At 57.6% G+C, this 17,827-nt stretch carries 18 protein-coding genes; 13 read left to right on the top strand and 5 right to left on the bottom strand.

What is annotated here, in order from left to right:
• Positions 1–286 precede the first annotated feature (286 nt).
• Entirely contained in the window at positions 287–1,333 is a 1,047-nt protein-coding gene (locus tag MAIT1_RS09700) for an IS481 family transposase (RefSeq protein WP_085442087.1), read from the bottom strand.
• A 299-nt stretch (positions 1,334–1,632) separates the two neighbouring features.
• Between MAIT1_RS09700 and MAIT1_RS09695 the strand changes: the two genes are divergently transcribed.
• On the top strand, positions 1,633–1,854 hold the full coding sequence (locus tag MAIT1_RS09695; RefSeq protein WP_143814764.1) for a hypothetical protein: 222 nt from the start codon (positions 1,633–1,635) through the stop codon (positions 1,852–1,854).
• A gap of 30 nt (positions 1,855–1,884) precedes the next feature.
• Here MAIT1_RS09695 and MAIT1_RS09690 read toward each other — a convergent pair whose 3' ends face one another.
• Both MAIT1_RS09690 and MAIT1_RS09685 read right to left on the bottom strand, forming a co-directional pair.
• Entirely contained in the window at positions 1,885–2,496 is a 612-nt protein-coding gene (locus MAIT1_RS09690; RefSeq protein WP_085442085.1) for a LysE family translocator, read from the bottom strand.
• Positions 2,497–2,522: 26 nt separating this feature from the next.
• The gene (locus MAIT1_RS09685) at positions 2,523–3,542 is read right to left on the bottom strand and encodes a hypothetical protein (protein WP_085442084.1); all 1,020 of its coding nucleotides are present in this window, start codon (positions 3,540–3,542) and stop codon (positions 2,523–2,525) included.
• Between the two features lie 476 nt (positions 3,543–4,018).
• Here MAIT1_RS09685 and MAIT1_RS09680 point away from each other — a divergent pair, with 476 nt between their 5' ends.
• On the top strand, positions 4,019–6,673 hold the full coding sequence (locus MAIT1_RS09680) for a methyl-accepting chemotaxis protein (protein WP_085442083.1): 2,655 nt from the start codon (positions 4,019–4,021) through the stop codon (positions 6,671–6,673).
• Positions 6,674–6,770: 97 nt separating this feature from the next.
• Here MAIT1_RS09680 and MAIT1_RS09675 read toward each other — a convergent pair whose 3' ends face one another.
• Positions 6,771–8,282, bottom strand: a complete 1,512-nt coding sequence (locus MAIT1_RS09675; RefSeq protein ID WP_085442082.1) for a lipopolysaccharide biosynthesis protein — start codon at positions 8,280–8,282, stop codon at positions 6,771–6,773.
• Between the two features lie 477 nt (positions 8,283–8,759).
• Between MAIT1_RS09675 and MAIT1_RS09670 the strand changes: the two genes are divergently transcribed.
• From MAIT1_RS09670 to MAIT1_RS09620, 11 genes are all read left to right on the top strand, one after another.
• Positions 8,760–9,659, top strand: coding sequence for a hypothetical protein (locus MAIT1_RS09670; RefSeq protein ID WP_085442081.1), 900 nt, complete (start codon positions 8,760–8,762; stop codon positions 9,657–9,659).
• Between the two features lie 69 nt (positions 9,660–9,728).
• The gene (locus MAIT1_RS09665) at positions 9,729–10,712 is read left to right on the top strand and encodes a phage major capsid protein (protein WP_085442080.1); all 984 of its coding nucleotides are present in this window, start codon (positions 9,729–9,731) and stop codon (positions 10,710–10,712) included.
• A gap of 109 nt (positions 10,713–10,821) precedes the next feature.
• Positions 10,822–11,292 carry a hypothetical protein gene (locus tag MAIT1_RS09660; protein ID WP_085442079.1) on the top strand — a complete coding sequence of 157 codons (471 nt, stop codon included), beginning with the start codon at positions 10,822–10,824 and terminating at the stop codon, positions 11,290–11,292.
• Positions 11,293–11,419: 127 nt separating this feature from the next.
• Positions 11,420–12,037 carry a hypothetical protein gene (locus MAIT1_RS09655; protein ID WP_085442078.1) on the top strand — a complete coding sequence of 206 codons (618 nt, stop codon included), beginning with the start codon at positions 11,420–11,422 and terminating at the stop codon, positions 12,035–12,037.
• 5 nt (positions 12,038–12,042) lie between these two features.
• A complete protein-coding gene (locus MAIT1_RS09650) occupies positions 12,043–12,744 on the top strand; it encodes a phage adaptor protein (protein WP_085442077.1) in 702 nt (233 codons plus the stop codon).
• Between the two features lie 23 nt (positions 12,745–12,767).
• Positions 12,768–13,541: a hypothetical protein gene (locus MAIT1_RS21510; protein WP_143814763.1), complete on the top strand. Its 774-nt coding sequence runs from the start codon at positions 12,768–12,770 to the stop codon at positions 13,539–13,541.
• The gene (locus MAIT1_RS09640) at positions 13,510–13,812 is read left to right on the top strand and encodes a transposase (RefSeq protein WP_085440078.1); all 303 of its coding nucleotides are present in this window, start codon (positions 13,510–13,512) and stop codon (positions 13,810–13,812) included. Before MAIT1_RS21510 ends, MAIT1_RS09640 begins: the two co-directional genes overlap by 32 nt.
• A gap of 11 nt (positions 13,813–13,823) precedes the next feature.
• Positions 13,824–14,807 carry an IS3 family transposase gene (locus MAIT1_RS09635; RefSeq protein WP_198947775.1) on the top strand — a complete coding sequence of 328 codons (984 nt, stop codon included), beginning with the start codon at positions 13,824–13,826 and terminating at the stop codon, positions 14,805–14,807.
• A 108-nt stretch (positions 14,808–14,915) separates the two neighbouring features.
• Positions 14,916–15,545 (top strand): dephospho-CoA kinase, encoded by a 630-nt coding sequence (coaE, locus tag MAIT1_RS09630; RefSeq protein ID WP_085442075.1) that lies wholly within the window; start codon positions 14,916–14,918, stop codon positions 15,543–15,545.
• A gap of 229 nt (positions 15,546–15,774) precedes the next feature.
• Complete coding sequence (locus MAIT1_RS09625; RefSeq protein WP_085442074.1) at positions 15,775–15,999, top strand: hypothetical protein; 225 nt, start codon at positions 15,775–15,777, stop codon at positions 15,997–15,999.
• A 3-nt stretch (positions 16,000–16,002) separates the two neighbouring features.
• Positions 16,003–16,410 carry a putative toxin-antitoxin system toxin component, PIN family gene (locus MAIT1_RS09620; protein ID WP_085442073.1) on the top strand — a complete coding sequence of 136 codons (408 nt, stop codon included), beginning with the start codon at positions 16,003–16,005 and terminating at the stop codon, positions 16,408–16,410.
• Between the two features lie 9 nt (positions 16,411–16,419).
• Here the strand turns inward: MAIT1_RS09620 and dapE are convergent, their stop codons facing one another.
• The gene (dapE, locus tag MAIT1_RS09615) at positions 16,420–17,580 is read right to left on the bottom strand and encodes a succinyl-diaminopimelate desuccinylase (protein WP_085442557.1); all 1,161 of its coding nucleotides are present in this window, start codon (positions 17,578–17,580) and stop codon (positions 16,420–16,422) included.
• Between the last annotated feature and the right edge of the window lie 247 nt (positions 17,581–17,827).

The following is a 17,827-nucleotide window of genomic DNA, read 5'->3' as shown; positions in this document are numbered from 1 at the left end:
CGCAAAAATATCCTCTACACATTGTCGAAACGGGACAAAATTCCGCCAATCCAATGGTGAATGGGGCCCATCAGGCTCAAGAGCACTCGACCATCGCCCCATCTTGGCTTGCGGCAGCGAGGAAAAACCCATACCAAATCTTTACAATGCCTGCCAACACTGCGCCTACCACCATTGGCCCCCAGCCGGTCAATGATGAGCAGTTCGGCGTGAATGGCAATACGCAAGAAGATTGGTTTGCTCTACAACGCCAATTACAGCCGGACAAAGAACGCGTCAATCGAAACTATGCGCAAAATGTAGCGAGAACAAAAGGAGACAACACCACCGGCATGATGCAACTTGCCAAAGATCCATTTGTGTTGGGTCCCGGATGATTCCTGACCTGTTTATGGAATAAGTGCGGATGAGTTAATTGCCAAGCTTTCAGAGTGGCGACTGGCGTTTTGTGATTCAAGGCTTTTTGCGGGATCTGCTGATTGTAGAGCCACGCATATCGAGTCAGTGTTGCAGCCAGATCTTGGCGTGAATCAAAGCGTGTGGTGGTCAGGATATCGGCAATGCGGCCATTGAAACGTTCGACCATGCCGTTGGTCTGAGGTGTACGCGGTTTGATGAGCCGGTGTTCGATACCATGGCGCGCGCATTCCACATCAAACAGATGCTTGCCAGTAGGCTGGCGCTCGCCCTCGGCGCTGAAGCGATCCGTGAAGCATTTGTCGTTGTCGGACAGCAACTTGACGATCTTAAAAGGAACTTTGGCCGTCAGGCGTTTGAGGAATCCAGTCGCGGTCTTGGCGGACTTGTCCGGGCACAACTCCAGATAGACCCAGCGGCTGGCGCGGTCGATGGCCACGAACAGATAGCGCCGTGAGGATTCATCAGGCATTTGAGGCAGGTATTTGTAGTCGACGTGAATATAGCCAGGCTCGTAGTCCTTGAAGGTTTTGACCGGCTTCTTTTCGCCTTCCGGTTGAGGGATCAGATCGCGTAGACGGGAGACCTTGTGGCGACGTAGACAGCGGTCCAGACCGGAGCGGCTGACATCGGAATTGACGAACTCGCGCATCACAATCAGTAGGTCGTCCAGGGGCAAAAGGAACGTCCGGCGCAACTCCACCGCCACAATTTCCTGCTCAGGCGTCAACGTCGTGGGCAGATGATGTGGCGTATGGGAATGGTCTTGGGTATCGTTACGTCCCTTCCAGCGTCGAATGGTGTCCACAGTAACGCCAAACTGTGCCGCCAGATGGCTATTGGGCAGGGTAGACTCCTGAATCTGTTTGCGGATCTTCGGCGTCGTGGTGGCGTTGGCGTGCAGACGGATTTCCATCAGATTCCTCCTGTTGCGCTTCCTCTGGCCTGTTGGACCAAATAGGCTCTGGCCTGGAATAGAGGATAGCTCAACACGTTTATGGAATCATCCGGGATTTTACATCTACCCAAACGATGGGTTTGTTCACGACCTTGCGTGGCTGATGCAGACGGATGAGACCCATTGGACCCAGCGACTTCTCTTTGACCCCAAGGCACGCCTCTATCAGTACAAACATGAATAATCCAAGCAAAAAGGAATCCGCGCCGCACGCCACAAGCTGGCTCTCCAAAGCGCTCCAGGGAACGCGCGCTTTTGTGCGGGATCTGGTGGCTGAATCCCTGGGAGAGATGCATCCGGCTCTATTCCCCATTACGGGAATTCTGCTGACGTTTTACATACGCCTCTTCCCGCCGCCAGACAGTGAAAACAGGGTCTACAAAACCGTTGTCGCCCTTTTGAATACGCTGTCGATTCTGCTGTGGTTACTACTGGCGTGGCTGGTTCTGATGGTGGGATTAGCGTTCATAGCGCCCTGACGCCCCGAGAGCAGATCGCCGCCAGAGAGTTCAACGCTGCTCAGTGAGCGCCAACTTGAGCCCGAAGCCGGCGAAAGCCAGGGCAAAGGAGCGTTGAATACGGCGCACCAGTCGTGGCGATGAAAGCACACGCGCCCGCAACGACGCCGCCAGCAGCCCATACACGGAAAACACCGCCCAGGTGAGCGCCATGAACGTCAGCGCCAAGCCGGTCATATGCCACAGCGGATGCGGATGACTCGCCGGAGTGAATTGCGGCAGGAAGGCCAGGAAGAAGATGGTCAGCTTGGGATTGAGCAGATTGAGCAGCACGCCATCGACAATGATGCGCCGGGCGCTGTGAGACTTGGGCTGCGTCATGGCGATCTGACCGCCCGCGCGCCACAGGCCCCACGCCATATAGAGCAGATAGGCGATGCCCAGCCATTTCATGGTCTGAAACAGCAGTGCGCTGGCGTGCATCACCACCGCCAAGCCCATCAGAGTCGCCAGCAGATGCGGCACAATGCCCAGCGTACACCCCACGGCGGCGATCAGGGCGGCGCGTCGCCCTCGAAACACCCCTTGGGAGAGGGTATAGATCACCCCGGTTCCGGGGATCAGCACCACCACCAGGGCGGCCAGAAGAAAGGCGACGGTCATGCTTGGCTCCTCCGATCTCTACCGATTTAGCGCGCTAACCACACCAGCCGAGCACGGCGCTCACCCCAGGTGGGCGCACGCCACCACTCGGCGTCACGCTGGTGGTAGCGGGTGACAAATTCGCTGTCATGGCTGAAGAGAATATCTGGGAACGCCTGCTTCAAGCGACTTAGCAACTCCGTCAGCAGCGCCAGCGAGCGATCGCGCTGGTTGACGTGGCGGCTGATGAAGTTGATGGAGTGGGTGCTGATGATCAACGGTAACCCGGCGCTGACCAAATCACGCGCCTGAGCCAGAATGGCGTCCAGATCCGTCGCCTTCAGGGCAGGCTCAAACTCCAAATTACGCGCCAAGTGCAGCATGCCATCGCGCTCTTCCGGTAGAGCGCCGCCAAACCACTGGACGCCTTTCACGCCATAGGACGCGGCCAGCGCCACACTCACCGCATCGCCACGGTAGCCAGGAAAGCAGGCCGACAGCGGCGCGCGGCCAAACGCCTCTTGGAACAGCGCCATGCCCTGGGCGAACCACGCCGCTTGCACCGCCTCCTCCATAGGCTGCTCAAACCCTCCTTGCCGCTGGCAAAGGGCGAAATTGAGCTCAGGCGTATAACTGGCCAGGTAGGGGATATCCCTCTCCGCCAGCGCGCGCAGCCGGTTGGCCAGATCGCCGCCCTGGCGCATCGCCTGTCGGTAGAGATGGTCGGAGAAGTGGGTGAATCCGTGAAAGCAGGGATCAAATACGCCCGACTGCGCCAAGCGCCGATACTCCGGCAGCAACACATCGTCCCACGGTTCAGGAAAACCTTGAGTGATTGGAATAACATGGAAAGCGTCGCCCCCCTCACGCCGCATGCGGCGCAGGTCGGGATTGGCGAGAATAAAATTGGCGGTGATGCAGGCAGGGCGGCCAGCGCTATCGCGCACATTGAGCAATGCGCTCTCAATGGCGTGCAGATCCACTGCCGACTCCAGCCCATAGAGGTTCCACGGCGTTTTGGGATCGACGCTCCCGCCAAGCCCCTGCAACCCCTCGGCTTGCGGCATCCCTGCCCGCCCCCAGTCATCACTCTGGATCAATAAAACGGGGCGCTTGAGAGATGGCCAATTCAGAACGCCCTGAGCTCTGCGCGCGATGCGCTGCAATCGGTGCAACAACCTCTCCCTTGCCAGGTGAAGCCCGGCGATACGTGATCAAAAACCTTTCCCATCACGAAAAATGGAATGCCTATTGCTGAAACATGGCAAACAAAGCCGCATCATCCGCAGTTCACATATGCGATTCAACTCTAACGCATTTTGCAATTATTGATCAAAAAAACAAGCTCATAGAGTGACGTTTGACGCCTGACCGACAGATCTTAATATCGACGGCATACTGATAGATTAAAATATATGCATATTGAACGAGTTTATGTTGTTTCTGGCGCCATCTGAACTTATCATTCATGTGTACTTACCACAATATACGCCTCTAATGACCCGACTGACTTAGGCTTCACCCCGTTTTAAGGAGGAAGACGATGAAAGGTTTGAGTCTACGCGCACAAATAATGTTGAGCTTGGGCGCTGTTCTCACGGTCACCGTCGTCGTTCTCACAACTGTGATGCTGAACTCCGCCAACTCGTTGATTGAGGAAAACGAGCGCGAGCGGTTGGAAAACATCTACGCTGCAGTCAACGCCGCCCTGGATGACCAGGAGCGTTCCGCCATTGTCATGAGCCAGTTGGTTGCGCGGATTCCAGCCGTAACACAAGCCATGGCGGACAATGATCGGGAGCCGCTCAAAGCCCTGTTCGCTGAAGGGTTCCCCAAGATGAAGGAGGAGTATGGCGTTCGCCAATTCCAATTTCACAAAGCCCCGGCCTTCTCCTTCTTGCGCGTACACAAACTCCAAAAGTTTGGCGATGATCTCTCCAGCTTCCGCCATACCGTGGTCAAAACCAATACGGAGAAGGTCCCTGTCAGCGGCCTGGAGCGCGGGGTCGCGGGCATTGGCATCCGTGGCGTAGCGCCGATTTTCCACAACCGTGAGCATGTGGGCTCAGTGGAGTTTGGCCTGAGCTTCAAGAAGTCCTTCTTTGATGCGCTGAAAAAAGAGTACCACGTCGATTTCCATCTCAAACTCCCAAAAGATGGCAAGTTCGAGACCTACGCCGCCACCCTCGACCCCAAATTCACCCTGGATAATGAACATACCCAGGAGGTGCTGGATGGGGAAAAACTGATCCACCCGGGTGAAACCGATAACGGGCCCGTCGTGATCTACGCCGCGCCAATTCAGGACTACTCCGGCAAAGCCATGGGCGTTTTGGAGATTATTGCCGATCGCTCCAAGACCGAAAGCATGCTGGCGCAAACCGTCTGGACCATCATTGTTTTGGGCGTATTGTTCATCCTGGTTGGGCTCGTCATCGCCTACATCATCGCGCGGCGCGTGCATCGCTCGCTGGGGTGTGAACCTGCGAATATCGCCTACATCGCCTCGGAAGTGGCCGATGGCAATATTCATGTCGATACGTCGCACTTCAACCCGGAGAATGTTGGCGCGTATTTGGCCATCCGGAAGATGATCAACACGCTCAACAAGTTGTGGTTGAGCATGTCGATTACGGCGCAAAGCACCATGGCGGTGGTCGATGAGATGGTGGGCACCCGCGACAGCCTCAACAAAGACGCCGATGAGAGCGAAAAGCTCTCGATGCAGGTTATTGAAGACAATGACCGCCTGGACCGAGAATCGCAAAACCTCACGGAAAGCATTCATAAAACCAAAGAGCACTTTCTCCAGGTATCTGAAGCCGCCGACACGCTCTCACGGGACGTCAAGCTCATCGCCCAACAGGCGGAGATGGCCAGCGGCAACGTCAACACCATGGCCTCCGCCGCCGAACAGATGGCCGCGAACTTGAGCCAGGTGAAAAGCAATCTGCAAAACGTGACCGAGGCGATTCACGGCGTCAACAATGCGGTTGGCCAGATGAAAACCTCCCAGAGCCAAGTGCTGCAGATGGCGCAACAAGCCAACGCCATCTCCAATGAGACCAACACGCAAGTCCAACAGGCGATTACGCAAATTGACAATCTCAACGTCTCCGCCAATGAGATCGGCAAGGTGGTCAACATCATCAACAACATCGCCAGTCAAACCAATATGCTGGCCCTCAACGCCTCCATCGAAGCCGCCGGAGCGGGCGAAGCGGGCAAGGGCTTTGCCGTAGTGGCCAATGAAGTCAAGGAGTTGGCCAGTCAAACCAGCGAAGCAACGCAGATGATCGCCAAGCAGATTGGCGCCATCCAAAATGACACCAAACAGGTGGTCGCCTCCATCCATGAGGTGACGGAGACCATTGGCAAAGTCATTGAGTCCAACCGCAGCATCAGCGACTCCACTGAAGCCCAGGGCGCGTTGGTGGAGAACATTCTGCAAGCCGCTCAGGATGTCTCCAACGCCACCGATGAGGTGAGCCATAACGCCACGGAATTGAGCACCGCTTCCGACGAAGTGGCGCGCGCGGCGCTGGAAGCGGCCAACGGCACCAACGCCATCGCTGAAGCCACCGACGGCATGAACCAAAAAGCGCAACTCGTTGCAGAACAAAGCAAAACAGCAAACGAACAAGCGCAGAGCATGGATGTCTCCTCCCAGGAGATTCTCTCGGCATCGGTGGCGGTGCAGAAGAAGATGATTGACGTGATCAGCCTCATGGGCTTCCTACACGGCACCATTCGCCACCAGAATCAGCTCACCCAGGTCATCGAGGAGAGCGCCACGCGCTTGAACTCAATTGCCCAGGAGATGTCCGGGAGCGGCCAGAGCGCGTTTGACCTGCGTACGGTGAAACAGGCCCACCTCGCGTGGCTGGGCAAGCTGGAGCAGGTAATTGTTGGACGTCTGGAGCTCTCGCCTGATGGCGTCACCGACCACCATGGCTGCGCTTTCGGCCAGTGGTGTGACTCCGGCGCGCCGGAAGAACTCAAGGCGCTGCCAAACTTCCAGAAAATGTACGCCACCCACGCCAAAGTGCACGAAGTGGCGCGTGAAGTGGTCAACCTGGTAGATCAAAACCAGGCGGACGAAGCCAAAGTCATGATGAGTCGATTCCAGAAGATTCGGGAGCAGCTGTTCAATGAGCTCGACGATCTGTACTACGATATTGAGAGTGTGGTGCAGTAAGCTGAGTACGCCGACATTTCTCTGAAGCTATCTTCAGCCCTGACGCCCTTCTCTCCGAAGGGCGTCGCTGTTTACAGTCTGCGCAACAATCCTTGGGCTATCGACGCAATAACCGATTGCGCGCCATCTCCAGCACCCACCGATCCTCCTCTTGCACCCCAAGCAGAAGCAGCGGGGCCACTAAGAAGGTGATAAACATGGCCAGCAAAGGCGCCAACAACCATGCGCCCGAGAGCTGCGGCCAGAATATCTGAGTGGCGGCGCCGACCACCACGCTACTCACGCAGCCCAGGGCCCACCCCCAGTAACGGCTTGACCACCATGTGATCTGCAAGTTCTTGCGCGCAATCCACAAGGGTTTGAGATTGCCGTAACACTGCCCGCTAGCCAAAGCCGCCGCCGCGCCATTCAACCCCCATAAAGGCGTGAATGCCGCCAATAGCAACGCCACCAAAATGGCAGCTTCCACCTCCATGCGGAATATTGCCCTCTCCTGCCCGCACATGATCAGCAGGTAGCCAATTGGACCCGTTACCAGTGTCACGACTTGACCGATTAACAGAATCTGCAACGCCCCCTGGCCCAGTTGAGAGAACGACTCTCCATATAGCGCCAGAAGCGGCTCGCCATACATCCACATAAAGAGAATAAGCGGTAGACCAATGCGACTGATCCAATCTGTGGAGACAGTGTAGAGGTACTGTGTTTTATCTCGACCATGTTCAGCCCAAGATGCTGAAAACATAGGCGTAATAACCATAAGAAGCGCCTGCAGAATCAATTGCGGTAGACTGATCAGCGCCTCTACGATGGCCAGAACGCCCAGAGCCTGCATGCCGCCGAAGCGGGCAATGAGCAATCGACACAATGGGCGCTGAACCAGCGTCACCAAAGAGGCGGAAAATCGATTCACCGTATAAGCGCGCCACTGCACTACGCCCTCGACTGCCGTTTGTGCGTCGGATTGCGGCAAACGTTGCAACTGACGATGAATATGCCGCCCCAAAAACAGCGCCATCACCCCTGTGGAGAGAACAACCGCCGCTACGTAACCGGGAAGCCCAAACCCAAAACTCAGCGCCACCCCCACCAACACAATACGCACAACAATCTGATTCAGTTGGGTGGTCTTGACCACTTGTGAAACAAGACCAAAGCTACGCAAAAGACTCGCGCCAATCCCGCTGATCACTTGCAATGGAATCAATGCAATGAAGATCCACCCCAACCACATCCATTCAGCGGGAATAGAGAACGCCGCGCTCCAAAATCCGGTGTCAATACCAATTGCCCAGAGGGCGCAGGTCGCCATTGTGGCAATCGTCACGGCCCGGAACGCGCTGCGCAGACAGCGCCGCAAGGTCAACAGCTCGCCACGCGCGACATGCTGGGGAGCAAAGCGCAACACGGTCTCGCCCATAGCCAGACCGGCAAACAGAATCAGCACGCCCACGGCGGTTTCAAACGCCGTAAACACCCCATATCCCTCTGCGCCCAGATGGTTGGTGACAAAGATTTTCAATAGAAATCCACCAACGACAGTCACTGCTGTCCCAAGCATGAACAGAGCGCTTTGGCCGAACATCTGTTGCACCATGGACTTGGACATCGTAATAGCTGACTGGTCGCAGAAGGTGGAACGCTCGCTATGCGCTGACGTTATGAGAGCGTTGAGCTTAGGCTTGGCGCAGGCCGGAGAAAAGGGGCGTTGAGCCCAATACGATGTTTGAGATGCATCTTACCGTGCAACGCAGCAAAACAAATCACTATGAATCTAAAAGATTGACTGGCCGGTCGCTTTATAGTATTATACAGATATGATGCAGAACACTTCGTCGTTCTCTCTCTTCCAAACGCCGCTGAGATCTCAGCGGCTTTTTTGTGTCTGGAATTCAATCCCAGCGCTAATGCCATTTCGCCAGTGTGAGGAGTCCCCATGCAAGACATCATCTGGAAACACCCAATCAAACGTCCGCCGCCGCCAGAAAGTTTGCAACCATCCGACATGAGCCCTTCAAGGCCAACTTCTGCGGCCGGCGTGAAACCAGAAATCTCACCGCCTCCAGTCGCTCCCGCCATGGAGCCCATGCCCAGCGCTCAGCCAGAAATCAACTCTCCGCCCCCCAATCCGCCTGAGCAGCAAGAGACGACGCCCTTTTCCGAATCCTCCTATACGCCGCAAGAGGTGGAATTGTTCAACGCCCTACCTCCTCAGGTGAAAACACTGTTTGAAAAGCGCGACGCCCAATGGGATCGCGCTTTTGAAGAGCGCCTGGGGCAACTTGGCGAGGCCCTGGAAAACATCAAGGGCATGGAGAAGCATCTGGTGGAAGAGGCCAAAGCCATTGGCAAAAGCCCGGACGCCTTGTTCAAAGAGATGCTTCAGGGTCATCGCGCCATGCGGGAAAACCCGGAGCAAACCGCACAGCTTCTGCAATCGGCTCTACAGCAGCGTTTTGCCAAACTTCGGCAGAAGCATCCCACTACGGCGCCGGAGAATTTGCAACCCACCCCGGAGATCGCCGCTCTGGCGATGCGTCTGCAACAGGTTGAAGCGCTGCTTCAACAGCAGAACCATCAACGCTATACCCACGCCGAAGGGCTAACCCGACACGCCATCGAGGCCTTTCTCAAAGAAGCCCATGACGACGGGCAGACCAAGCACCCTCACGTGGAGAGCGTCATGACGGAGATGATTCCGATCCTGCGCCTGATTCGTGAAACAAAACCCTGGCTCAACCCTATGGAAGCGCTTTCAGAAGCCTACCAACAGGCGCTGTGGCTCTCCCCGCGCACGCGCGGCGATCAGCTTGCCGAAGAGAGTAAACAGTGGCGCGACAAAGCGTCCAAACAGGCCAAGAAAGCGCGTTCCGCCATTAAGGGGGGAGCGCCGGCCTCCAAAGGTCAAGGACCGGGTCAGGCCAAACCCAAAACCATCAAGGAGACCATGCTGGAAGCCTATGATCGAATGAATGGCGAATACTAATCCCACCTTCGCGGCGCACGCCCGCACACAGCTCTTATAACTGTAATCATCACCAGGAGAATGAACACGATGTCTTCCCCCAATAGCACCTTCAGCGAAATGGTTGCCTCCACGCTGCGCGACCACAGTGACGAACTGCACGATAACGTCAGCAAGAACAACGCCCTGCTGCACCGCCTCAACGCCAACGGAAAAGTGGATCAGCGCGACGGCGGTTTGGAGATCGTTGAGCCCCTCGATTACGATGAAAACTCCACCTTCCAGCGCTACAGCGGCTATGACACCTTGAACGTCTCGCCGTCGGAGGTGATCAGCGCCGCCAAGTACGACTGGAAACAGGCCGCTGTGCACGTCACCGCCTCCGGTCTGGAGATGCGTCAGAACGCCGGTCGCAGCCAACTGTTTAAGCTGGCTGAAGCGCGCGTGGCCAACGCTATTCGCTCCTTCTCCAACAAGCTCTCCCAGGACGTCTACAGCGACGGCACTCTGCCCAATCAGATCAACGGCCTGCAGGCGCTGATCGCCGACTCCGGCCTCGGCACGGTGGGCGGCATCGACGCCAGCTCCTGGGCGTTCTGGAAAAATGCGGTGCAGTCGGCTGCGGCCCCTCTGGGCGGCGGCGCCGCCGTCACCCCCTCCAAAGACACCATTCAGGGGCTGATGCTGCCGCTGTGGCTGGAGCTGACCCGCGGCGGCGACAATCCCGACCTGATCGTCGCTTCCAATGACTACTACAGCTTCTATGAGGAGTCTCTCTCCGAGTACAAACGCTACGCTCCCAGCGACGAAAAGGCCACTGGCGGCTTTGTCTCGCTGAAGTACAAAACCGCCGACGTGATCTTCGACGGCGGCGCCAAGGGCGGCGGCATCCCCGACGCCCATATGTACTTCATGAACACCGACTTCCTGAAACTGGCGGTGCACAAAGACGCCAATCTCACTCAGGTGGGTGAACAGCGCTCCATCAATCAGGATGCGGTGGTGATCCCCATCATCTGGCAGGGCAACCTGATCTGCTCCAACCGCTCGCTGCAAGGCGTGCTCAAAGCCTGATCTGGTTACACTGACTGATCCCTTCCGACCCTGCTGATCGCGTCAGTGGGGTTTTTGCGTTTTGGGGGCGCTCCGCCCCCACTTTTTCACCTCAATTAAGGAGAGTTTCATGTCTCACTTTGCCACCGACGGCGCCTTGGGCGTCGATCTGAGCCATAGCCATGATAGCGCCATGTTTGCGCTGGGAACCCAGGTGCAAGGCTCCCAAGGCACCGTCTGGACCTACATCAAAGCCTCCGCCGCCATCGCTCAATATGACGCCGTGGGCATCGATGCCGACTTCACCGCCGCACCGCTGACCAAAGCCATGGCCGACGCCAACTACGGCGTGGGCTTTGCCCAAATCGCCATCGCCGCCGACGCCTACGCCTGGGTGGCGCGCTCCGGCGCCGGCATCCTGGTGACCGCACTGGCCAATTGCGCCAAAGAGGTCCCGCTTTACACCAGCGCCACGGCGGGCTCGGTGGACGATGACGCCACCTCGCAAACCCAGATTCTGGGTCTGACCCTCACCGCCGACAATGGCGGCTCCGCCGCCGCCGTGGCCGCCATCGCGCACCATCCGCGCGCGGCGGTCTAATCCCCACCGTTATTCCACTGAGTCTCCTCTTGGCCCCCGGCGCAACGCCGGGGGATTTTTTTCTCCCTTTTCCACAAGATGTGACGCCATTTGGCGTTCGCCGCTATTTATTGTCAGGAGAGTTCGCATGAACCCGTTTGCTATCGCCCCACCTCGTCCCAGCCATGTGGTGTTCAGCGCCCAGGCGGTGGAGGATCGCACCGCCTCCATTGAGGCGGGTCACTATGTGGCCAAAGAGATTCACATGGCCAAAATCACCCCGCCCGGCGGCCACTTGGTGGTGGAGCGCCCAGTGGCGGATTGGCTCGCCGCTCTGCGCTCCCAATGCGACCCCAATTTGGAACACTACGAGAACGCTTACGCCGCCTGGCGCAATAATCAGGATGCGCCAGTTCAGGGCACGCCGCTCAAAGAGTGGCCGCCCATCGGCGTGGCGCAGTTGGAGGCGTGCCGACAAGCCGATATCCACAGCGTGGAGGATCTGGCCAATATCTCCGATGGCGCGCTGGTCAAGCTGGGAATGGGCGCCATGGCGCTTAAGCGCAAGGCGCAGACTTGGTTGGAGAGCGCCGCCACCACCGGTCGCGCCACCGAAGAGGCGCTGGCGCTGAAAACGCGCATTAAAGAGCTGGAGCAGCAGATAGCCAAACAGAAACAGACCATTGAATCGCTGCAAACCAGCGCCAAACCCGCCACTCGCCGCCCCCGCGCGCGCAAAGCCGCCAGCGCCAAGACTCAGGAGTAAGCCCCATGAGCATGTTGGAAATTATTCAGGAAGCCTCGGATCTGTTGGGACTCTCGCGACCCGAAGTTGTCATCTCTTCGGTGGACAAAACTGTACGCGCGCTGCTGGCGGCGCTCAACGCCGAAGGCAAAGCGCTATCCCGTCGAGCGGACTGGAAAGCGCTGCATCAAGAGGTCACGTTCGGCACATCCGCAACATCTGAACAATACCGACTTTCCGATATTGCGGCAGACTTTGGACGACTCATCAACAACTCCATCTGGAACCGCACGACCAAACAACGCATTCATGGGCCGTTGAATCCACGTGAATGGCAGCAGATTCAAGCCACCAGCAATCCTCCCATGAATCCCACATATCGTATCGGCGGCGGGATGCTCTATCTCTATCCGCCCCCTGAAGCTGGGCAGAGCGTCAGTTTTGCCTACATTTCCACCTTTTGGTGCGAAACGCCAGATCATTACGGACGCACAAAATTTATGGCTGATAATGATGTGGGGCGACTGGATGAGCATCTATTGATGCTGGGGACGGTGTGGCGCTTTCTGCAGAGCAAAGGGCTTCCTTACGGCGAGCCGTTCGCACAGTACGAACGCGCCGTGCACAGCGCGCTGTCCCGGGACGGCGGGCGGCATGAGCTGGAGATGATTCCGGGCCTGGGGCAGTTCAGCGCCCCGCGTGCGCCGGATGGCAACTGGAACGTGTAAGACCGCATTCACAGGAGAAGATCATGAACTTTGGCTTTTTTGACCCACAGGATCACAAACGGCGCAGCGTCGCTGCGCTCCTTAAACAGCGCGACATCGATACGGGCGCGCCGCTGCAAGCGGACAAGAACTACTCCATGATGGCGGCGCAGGAGTTGGCTGACCCGGAGAACGCCACGCTCTCCCCACAGGAGATCCATTTCGCCGCGCAGGCGATTGACCCCACCATCGCGTTGGAGGCGAGCAGCGGCGGTGCGAACTATCTGCATTTGGCCGCTGAAAATGGCATCTTGTCCGCCAACGACCCACGCCCAGAACAACCAGCCAACGCGCCTATATATCTCGCGCAACGTTACTCCTCTTATGATTCAGAGGCTCAACAAAACCGATTCCAAGCCAGATCTCGTAGTGATGGGCCGCTCATTCGAAAACAACCGCAGCCTCAAGAAGAAAGCGCACCTTTTCGTCAGCCCAACACCTCTGCGGAATTAGGATTACATGACCCTGTTCCGCAACGGAACTTTATGGGCGTTCCCACTCAAAATGGAACACCGTCACACCCAGGATACACGGCTCAACCTCCACAACCCAACTCGGCAAGCGGCCCCCAATGGCCGAAAAATGACTTGGATAAGGATCTTTCTCGTGGAGAGCGCATGGGCGCTGTTTTGAATTCTGTGGAGGGGGAACGCAGACCTGTTTCGGTTCAGATGGAAAATGACAAACCAATCGTTCATAATGTAGAGATATTGAGCGGAGGTTTGTATGGAACGGAAGAAGCGGAGATTTACGGCTGAGCAGAAGGTAGGCTATGTGCGCCGTCACCTGGTCGAGAAGGTGGTTCTCTCGGATCTGTGCGACGAGGCGGGCATTCAGCCCAGCCAGTACTATCGCTGGCAAAAGGCTTTGTTTGAGAACGGCGAAGCGGCCTTGTCTGACAAACGCGGCCAAAAGGCTTGTGACCGACAGATTGCCGAACTAGAAGCGAAGTTGGCAACCAAAAATGAGGTTATGTCCGAGCTTCTTGAGGCGCATGTTGCGCTAAAAAAAAGTCTTGGGGTGAGCTGAACGGCTGCTGGGTGGAGCCGGACATACGGGATTCGGTGGTGGATTTCGTGGCGTCTTGGTCAGACAAGAGCGAAATCGACACGAGCCGGATTATCAACTGGATAGGCGTGCAAAGGGGCAAGTTCTATTCATGGCGCAAGCGCTATGGAATGGTTAACGACCACAATGGCCGTATTCCCCGAGATTTTTGGCTGGACGATTGGGAGAGGGAAGCGATTGTCGCCTTTTTCCATGAACATCCGTCAGAGGGCTATCGGCGTCTGACCTACATGATGCTGGATGCAGGCGTGGTGGCGGTCAGCCCCTCTTCAGTGCTGCGTGTGCTCAGAACTGCCGGGCTGATGCGTCGTTGGAGCCCACCGCCCTCGCAGAAGGGCACAGGGTTCAAACAGCCTTCGGAACCGCATAAACACTGGCATGTGGACATCTCCTATCTGAATATCCAGGGGACGTTCTACTATCTGTGCAGTGTCCTGGATGGATGTAGCAGGTTTATCCTCCACTGGGAGATTCGTGAGTCGATGAAGGAAGATGAGGTTGAAGTGGTCCTGCTCCGAGCTCAGGAGGCCTATCCGGAAGCTAAGCCGCGGCTGATCTCAGACAATGGGCCGCAGTTCGTTGCCAACGATTTTAAGGCGTTCATCCGGGAATCCGGCATGACGCATGTGAGGACTTCGCCTTACTATCCGCAGAGCAACGGAAAGCTGGAGCGTTTTCACGGTAGTTTGAAGCGTGAGTGCATTCGGCCTCAGACGCCATTATCGCTGGAAGATGCCCAGCGGGTTGTGGGAAAGTACGTCGAGCATTACAACACCCGGCGGCTCCATAGCGCCATCGACTACGTCACCCCACAGGATCGCCTGGAAGGGCGGCATGTGCAGATCCTGGCCGAACGAGATCAAAAGCTTGAGGCGGCCAGAGAACGGCGTCGGACGACGTACCAAAAGCAGTCTTTTCAGCCATCCCAAAAAATGGCTGAAAAGGCGAACGGCTAACTGATATTTTGGCTTAGGCGGTTGTCATGTTTCCGCTGAACCAGCACACGGGCCGCTGCTGTACGGCTGGTATTTCCATTACATGTTCACCAGCGGGGGGCTCTGAGCGTGTTTCTGCTGGGGGTGACCGGCTCCATGGGGTGTGGCAAGAGCCGCGTATCCAAACGCTTGGTGGAGCTGGGCGCGCACTTGCTGGACTCCGACCAACTGGCGCGGGCGGCGGTGGCGCCGGGCAGCGAAGGGTTGCGGCGGGTGGCCGAGTATTTTGGCGCCGAGGTGATCCAAGAGGATGGTTCACTCAACCGCCGCCGATTGGGCGAGCTGGTGTTTGAGAATCCCGCGCGGCGTAAGGAGCTGGAGGGGATCATTCACCCGCAAATTTGGCGCATGCAGGCGGAGAGTCTGACCCGCTGGCAGGCGGAAACCCCTGACGCGGTGGTGGTGCTGGAGATTCCGCTGCTGTTTGAGACCGGCGCCCAGCGCAAGTGCGATCTGACGGTCACGGTGGCGTGCGGTGAACAGCAGATGGCGCGGCTGGCGGAGCGCGGCAATATGGACGAGGCGACCAAACGGCGGGTGATTGCGCAGCAGACGCCGGAGGCGGAGAAGAAGCGACTGGCGGATGTGGTGATCGACAACAGCGGCCAATGGGAAGCTACTGAGGCGCAGATTCAAGCTCTGTGGGGCCAAGTGAATGGTCGCCAAGGGAAGGCGTGGCCCTGGCCTGGCGCGGAGTAGAAGTGTGTGCGGGAAATAGTGCGGTCTAGCGCTATTTAAGGTGGCAAATTTCCGTAGGAAATTTGACGAGGTCCAGGAGGCTGGCCTCCTGGCGGGTCGAGGGCGGCGCCCTCGTGGGTCCAGGGCAAAGCCCTGGTGGGGTCTGGGGCGAAGCCCCGGCATCTTTCATCTTTCCAACACATTCTGTGTTAATCTGATTGCGCAAAGATAGGCGACATCGGAGGGAGCCATGCCCAACACCATTCTGGAATCCATAACAGTGAGAGATCTGCCCGAGGCGTTGCGTCGCGCGGGGTTTGATCCTGATGAACCGGTGACGATAACCGTGCAGACCGAGCAGGAGCGCCGCATTGCCGCGCAAGCGTTGCAGGCGTGCATGGACCGGATCAGCATTCAGGCGCGGGAAAATGGTTTAACAGACGATAAACTTGAAGAAATCTTGAAGGATATCTGATTGATGCGGGTGGTTGTGGACACCAATGTCTTGATCAGCGCCGCACTCTCTTCCTCTTCCGCGCCGCGTCAGGCGCTTGATCGCGTACTTCACGACGGCATTTTGCTGATATCCGACAACTGTTTGGAAGAGTTGGCGGAGAAACTTCACCACCCCAAACTTGCGCGCTATCTGGATGCGGCGGAACGGGACACGCTGTTGCGCTTGATCCATCGGGTGGCGGTGCGGGTGGTGATCACTGAACCGGTGACGGCGTGTCGTGATTCCAAGGACGATAAATTCCTGGAATTGGCCGTCAATGGCGCCGCCGAGTGTCTGGTCACCGGTGATGCGGATCTCCTGGTTCTCCACCCATTTCGCGGTGTGCAGATCCTCTCTCCACGCCAGTTTTTGGATTATCCAACCCAATGACATGGTTGTTTAGCTGGAGAACATCTTCTCCAGCAACCGCCGGTAAACCTCAGTCAACGTCTCCAAATCCGCAATAGGCACGCACTCATCGACTTTGTGCATGGTCTGCCCCACCAGGCCGAACTCCACCGTTTGCGGGCAGACTTGGGAGATGAAGCGGGCATCGGAGGTGCCGCCGCCGGTGGCCAGTTCAGCTTGTTGACCAGTGGTGTTGCGCACCACTTCGCACATGGACTCCACTAACTCCCCGCCATCGGTGAGGAACGGCAGGCCGGAGACGGTCATGGTCAGGTCGTAGTCCAGATCGGCCAGTTTTTCGCGAATCAGGGCCTCCAGGGAGTCAGGGGTATGCTCAGTGGAGAAACGGATGTTAAAGCGCGCTTCCAGAGCCCCTGGGACCACATTTGTTGCTGCGCCGCCCCCTTCGATGCGGGTGAACTGCAGTGAGCTGGGCTGGAAGTATTGATTGCCCTGGTCGAACTCAATGGCGGAGATGGCGGCGATGGCGGGGGCGGCCAGATGGATGGCGTTTTTGGCCAGATGGGGATAGGCCACGTGTCCGGCCATGCCGCGAATGGTGATGACGCCGTTGACCGAGCCGCGCCGGCCGTTTTTGACCACGTCGCCCAGCACGGCGGCGCTGGTGGGTTCGCCCACCACGCAGTAGTCGAGGGTTTCGCCGCGCTCGTTCAGCCAATCGAGAATCTTGATGGTGCCGTTGACGGCGTCGCCCTCTTCATCGCCGGTGATGAGGAAGGAGAGGCTGTTGTGTTGGGCGAAGTGGGGGCGTTCGGTCAAAAAGCGCGCGGCCCCGGCCAACATGGCGGCCAGACCGCCTTTCATATCGCAGGCGCCGCGGCCGATGAGCAGGCCATCGACGATATCGGCGGCGAAGGGTTGGCTGCGCCATTTGGTCGCATCGCCGGGGGGGACGACGTCGGTGTGACCGGCGAAGCAGAAGTTTTTCCCGGTTTCGCCGATGCGGGCGTAGAAGTTCTCGATGTCGCCGAAGCGCAGGTGGTGGATGGTGAAGCCGAGGTCTTCCAGGTGGCGGATGAGGATGTCTTGGGCGCCGTGATCTTCCGGGGTGATGGAGGGGGCGCGCAGCAGCTCCAGGGCGATCTCCAGGGGGTCGCCGGAGCCGGCGGGGGCGATGGGGGAGGCGTTCATAAAGTCGTTTTGGTCCTTAAACGTGCCGGAGGCGGACATTTATGGCCGCCGCAGGCGGGATTCTTAAGGGTCCGTGACCCTTAAGCGGGTCCAGGGCGGCGCCCTGGCGGATTGTTAAGGCGGAGCCTTAACGTGTAATTCTTTAAATCGCGCCCCTATTTTCAAAAGCAAAATCGCAGATTTTGCTGGGGCGCTTCCTGACTCAATTTGCTCTGGCAAATTGAGAGAGGGGTCTGGGGAGGAGGCC

Origin of the sequence: Magnetofaba australis IT-1 (assembly GCF_002109495.1) — a bacterium.
Lineage (GTDB): Bacteria > Pseudomonadota > Magnetococcia > Magnetococcales > Magnetococcaceae > Magnetofaba > Magnetofaba australis.
Note: the sequence above shows the minus strand (reverse complement) of the source record. Positions and strands in the feature narration are given on the sequence as shown.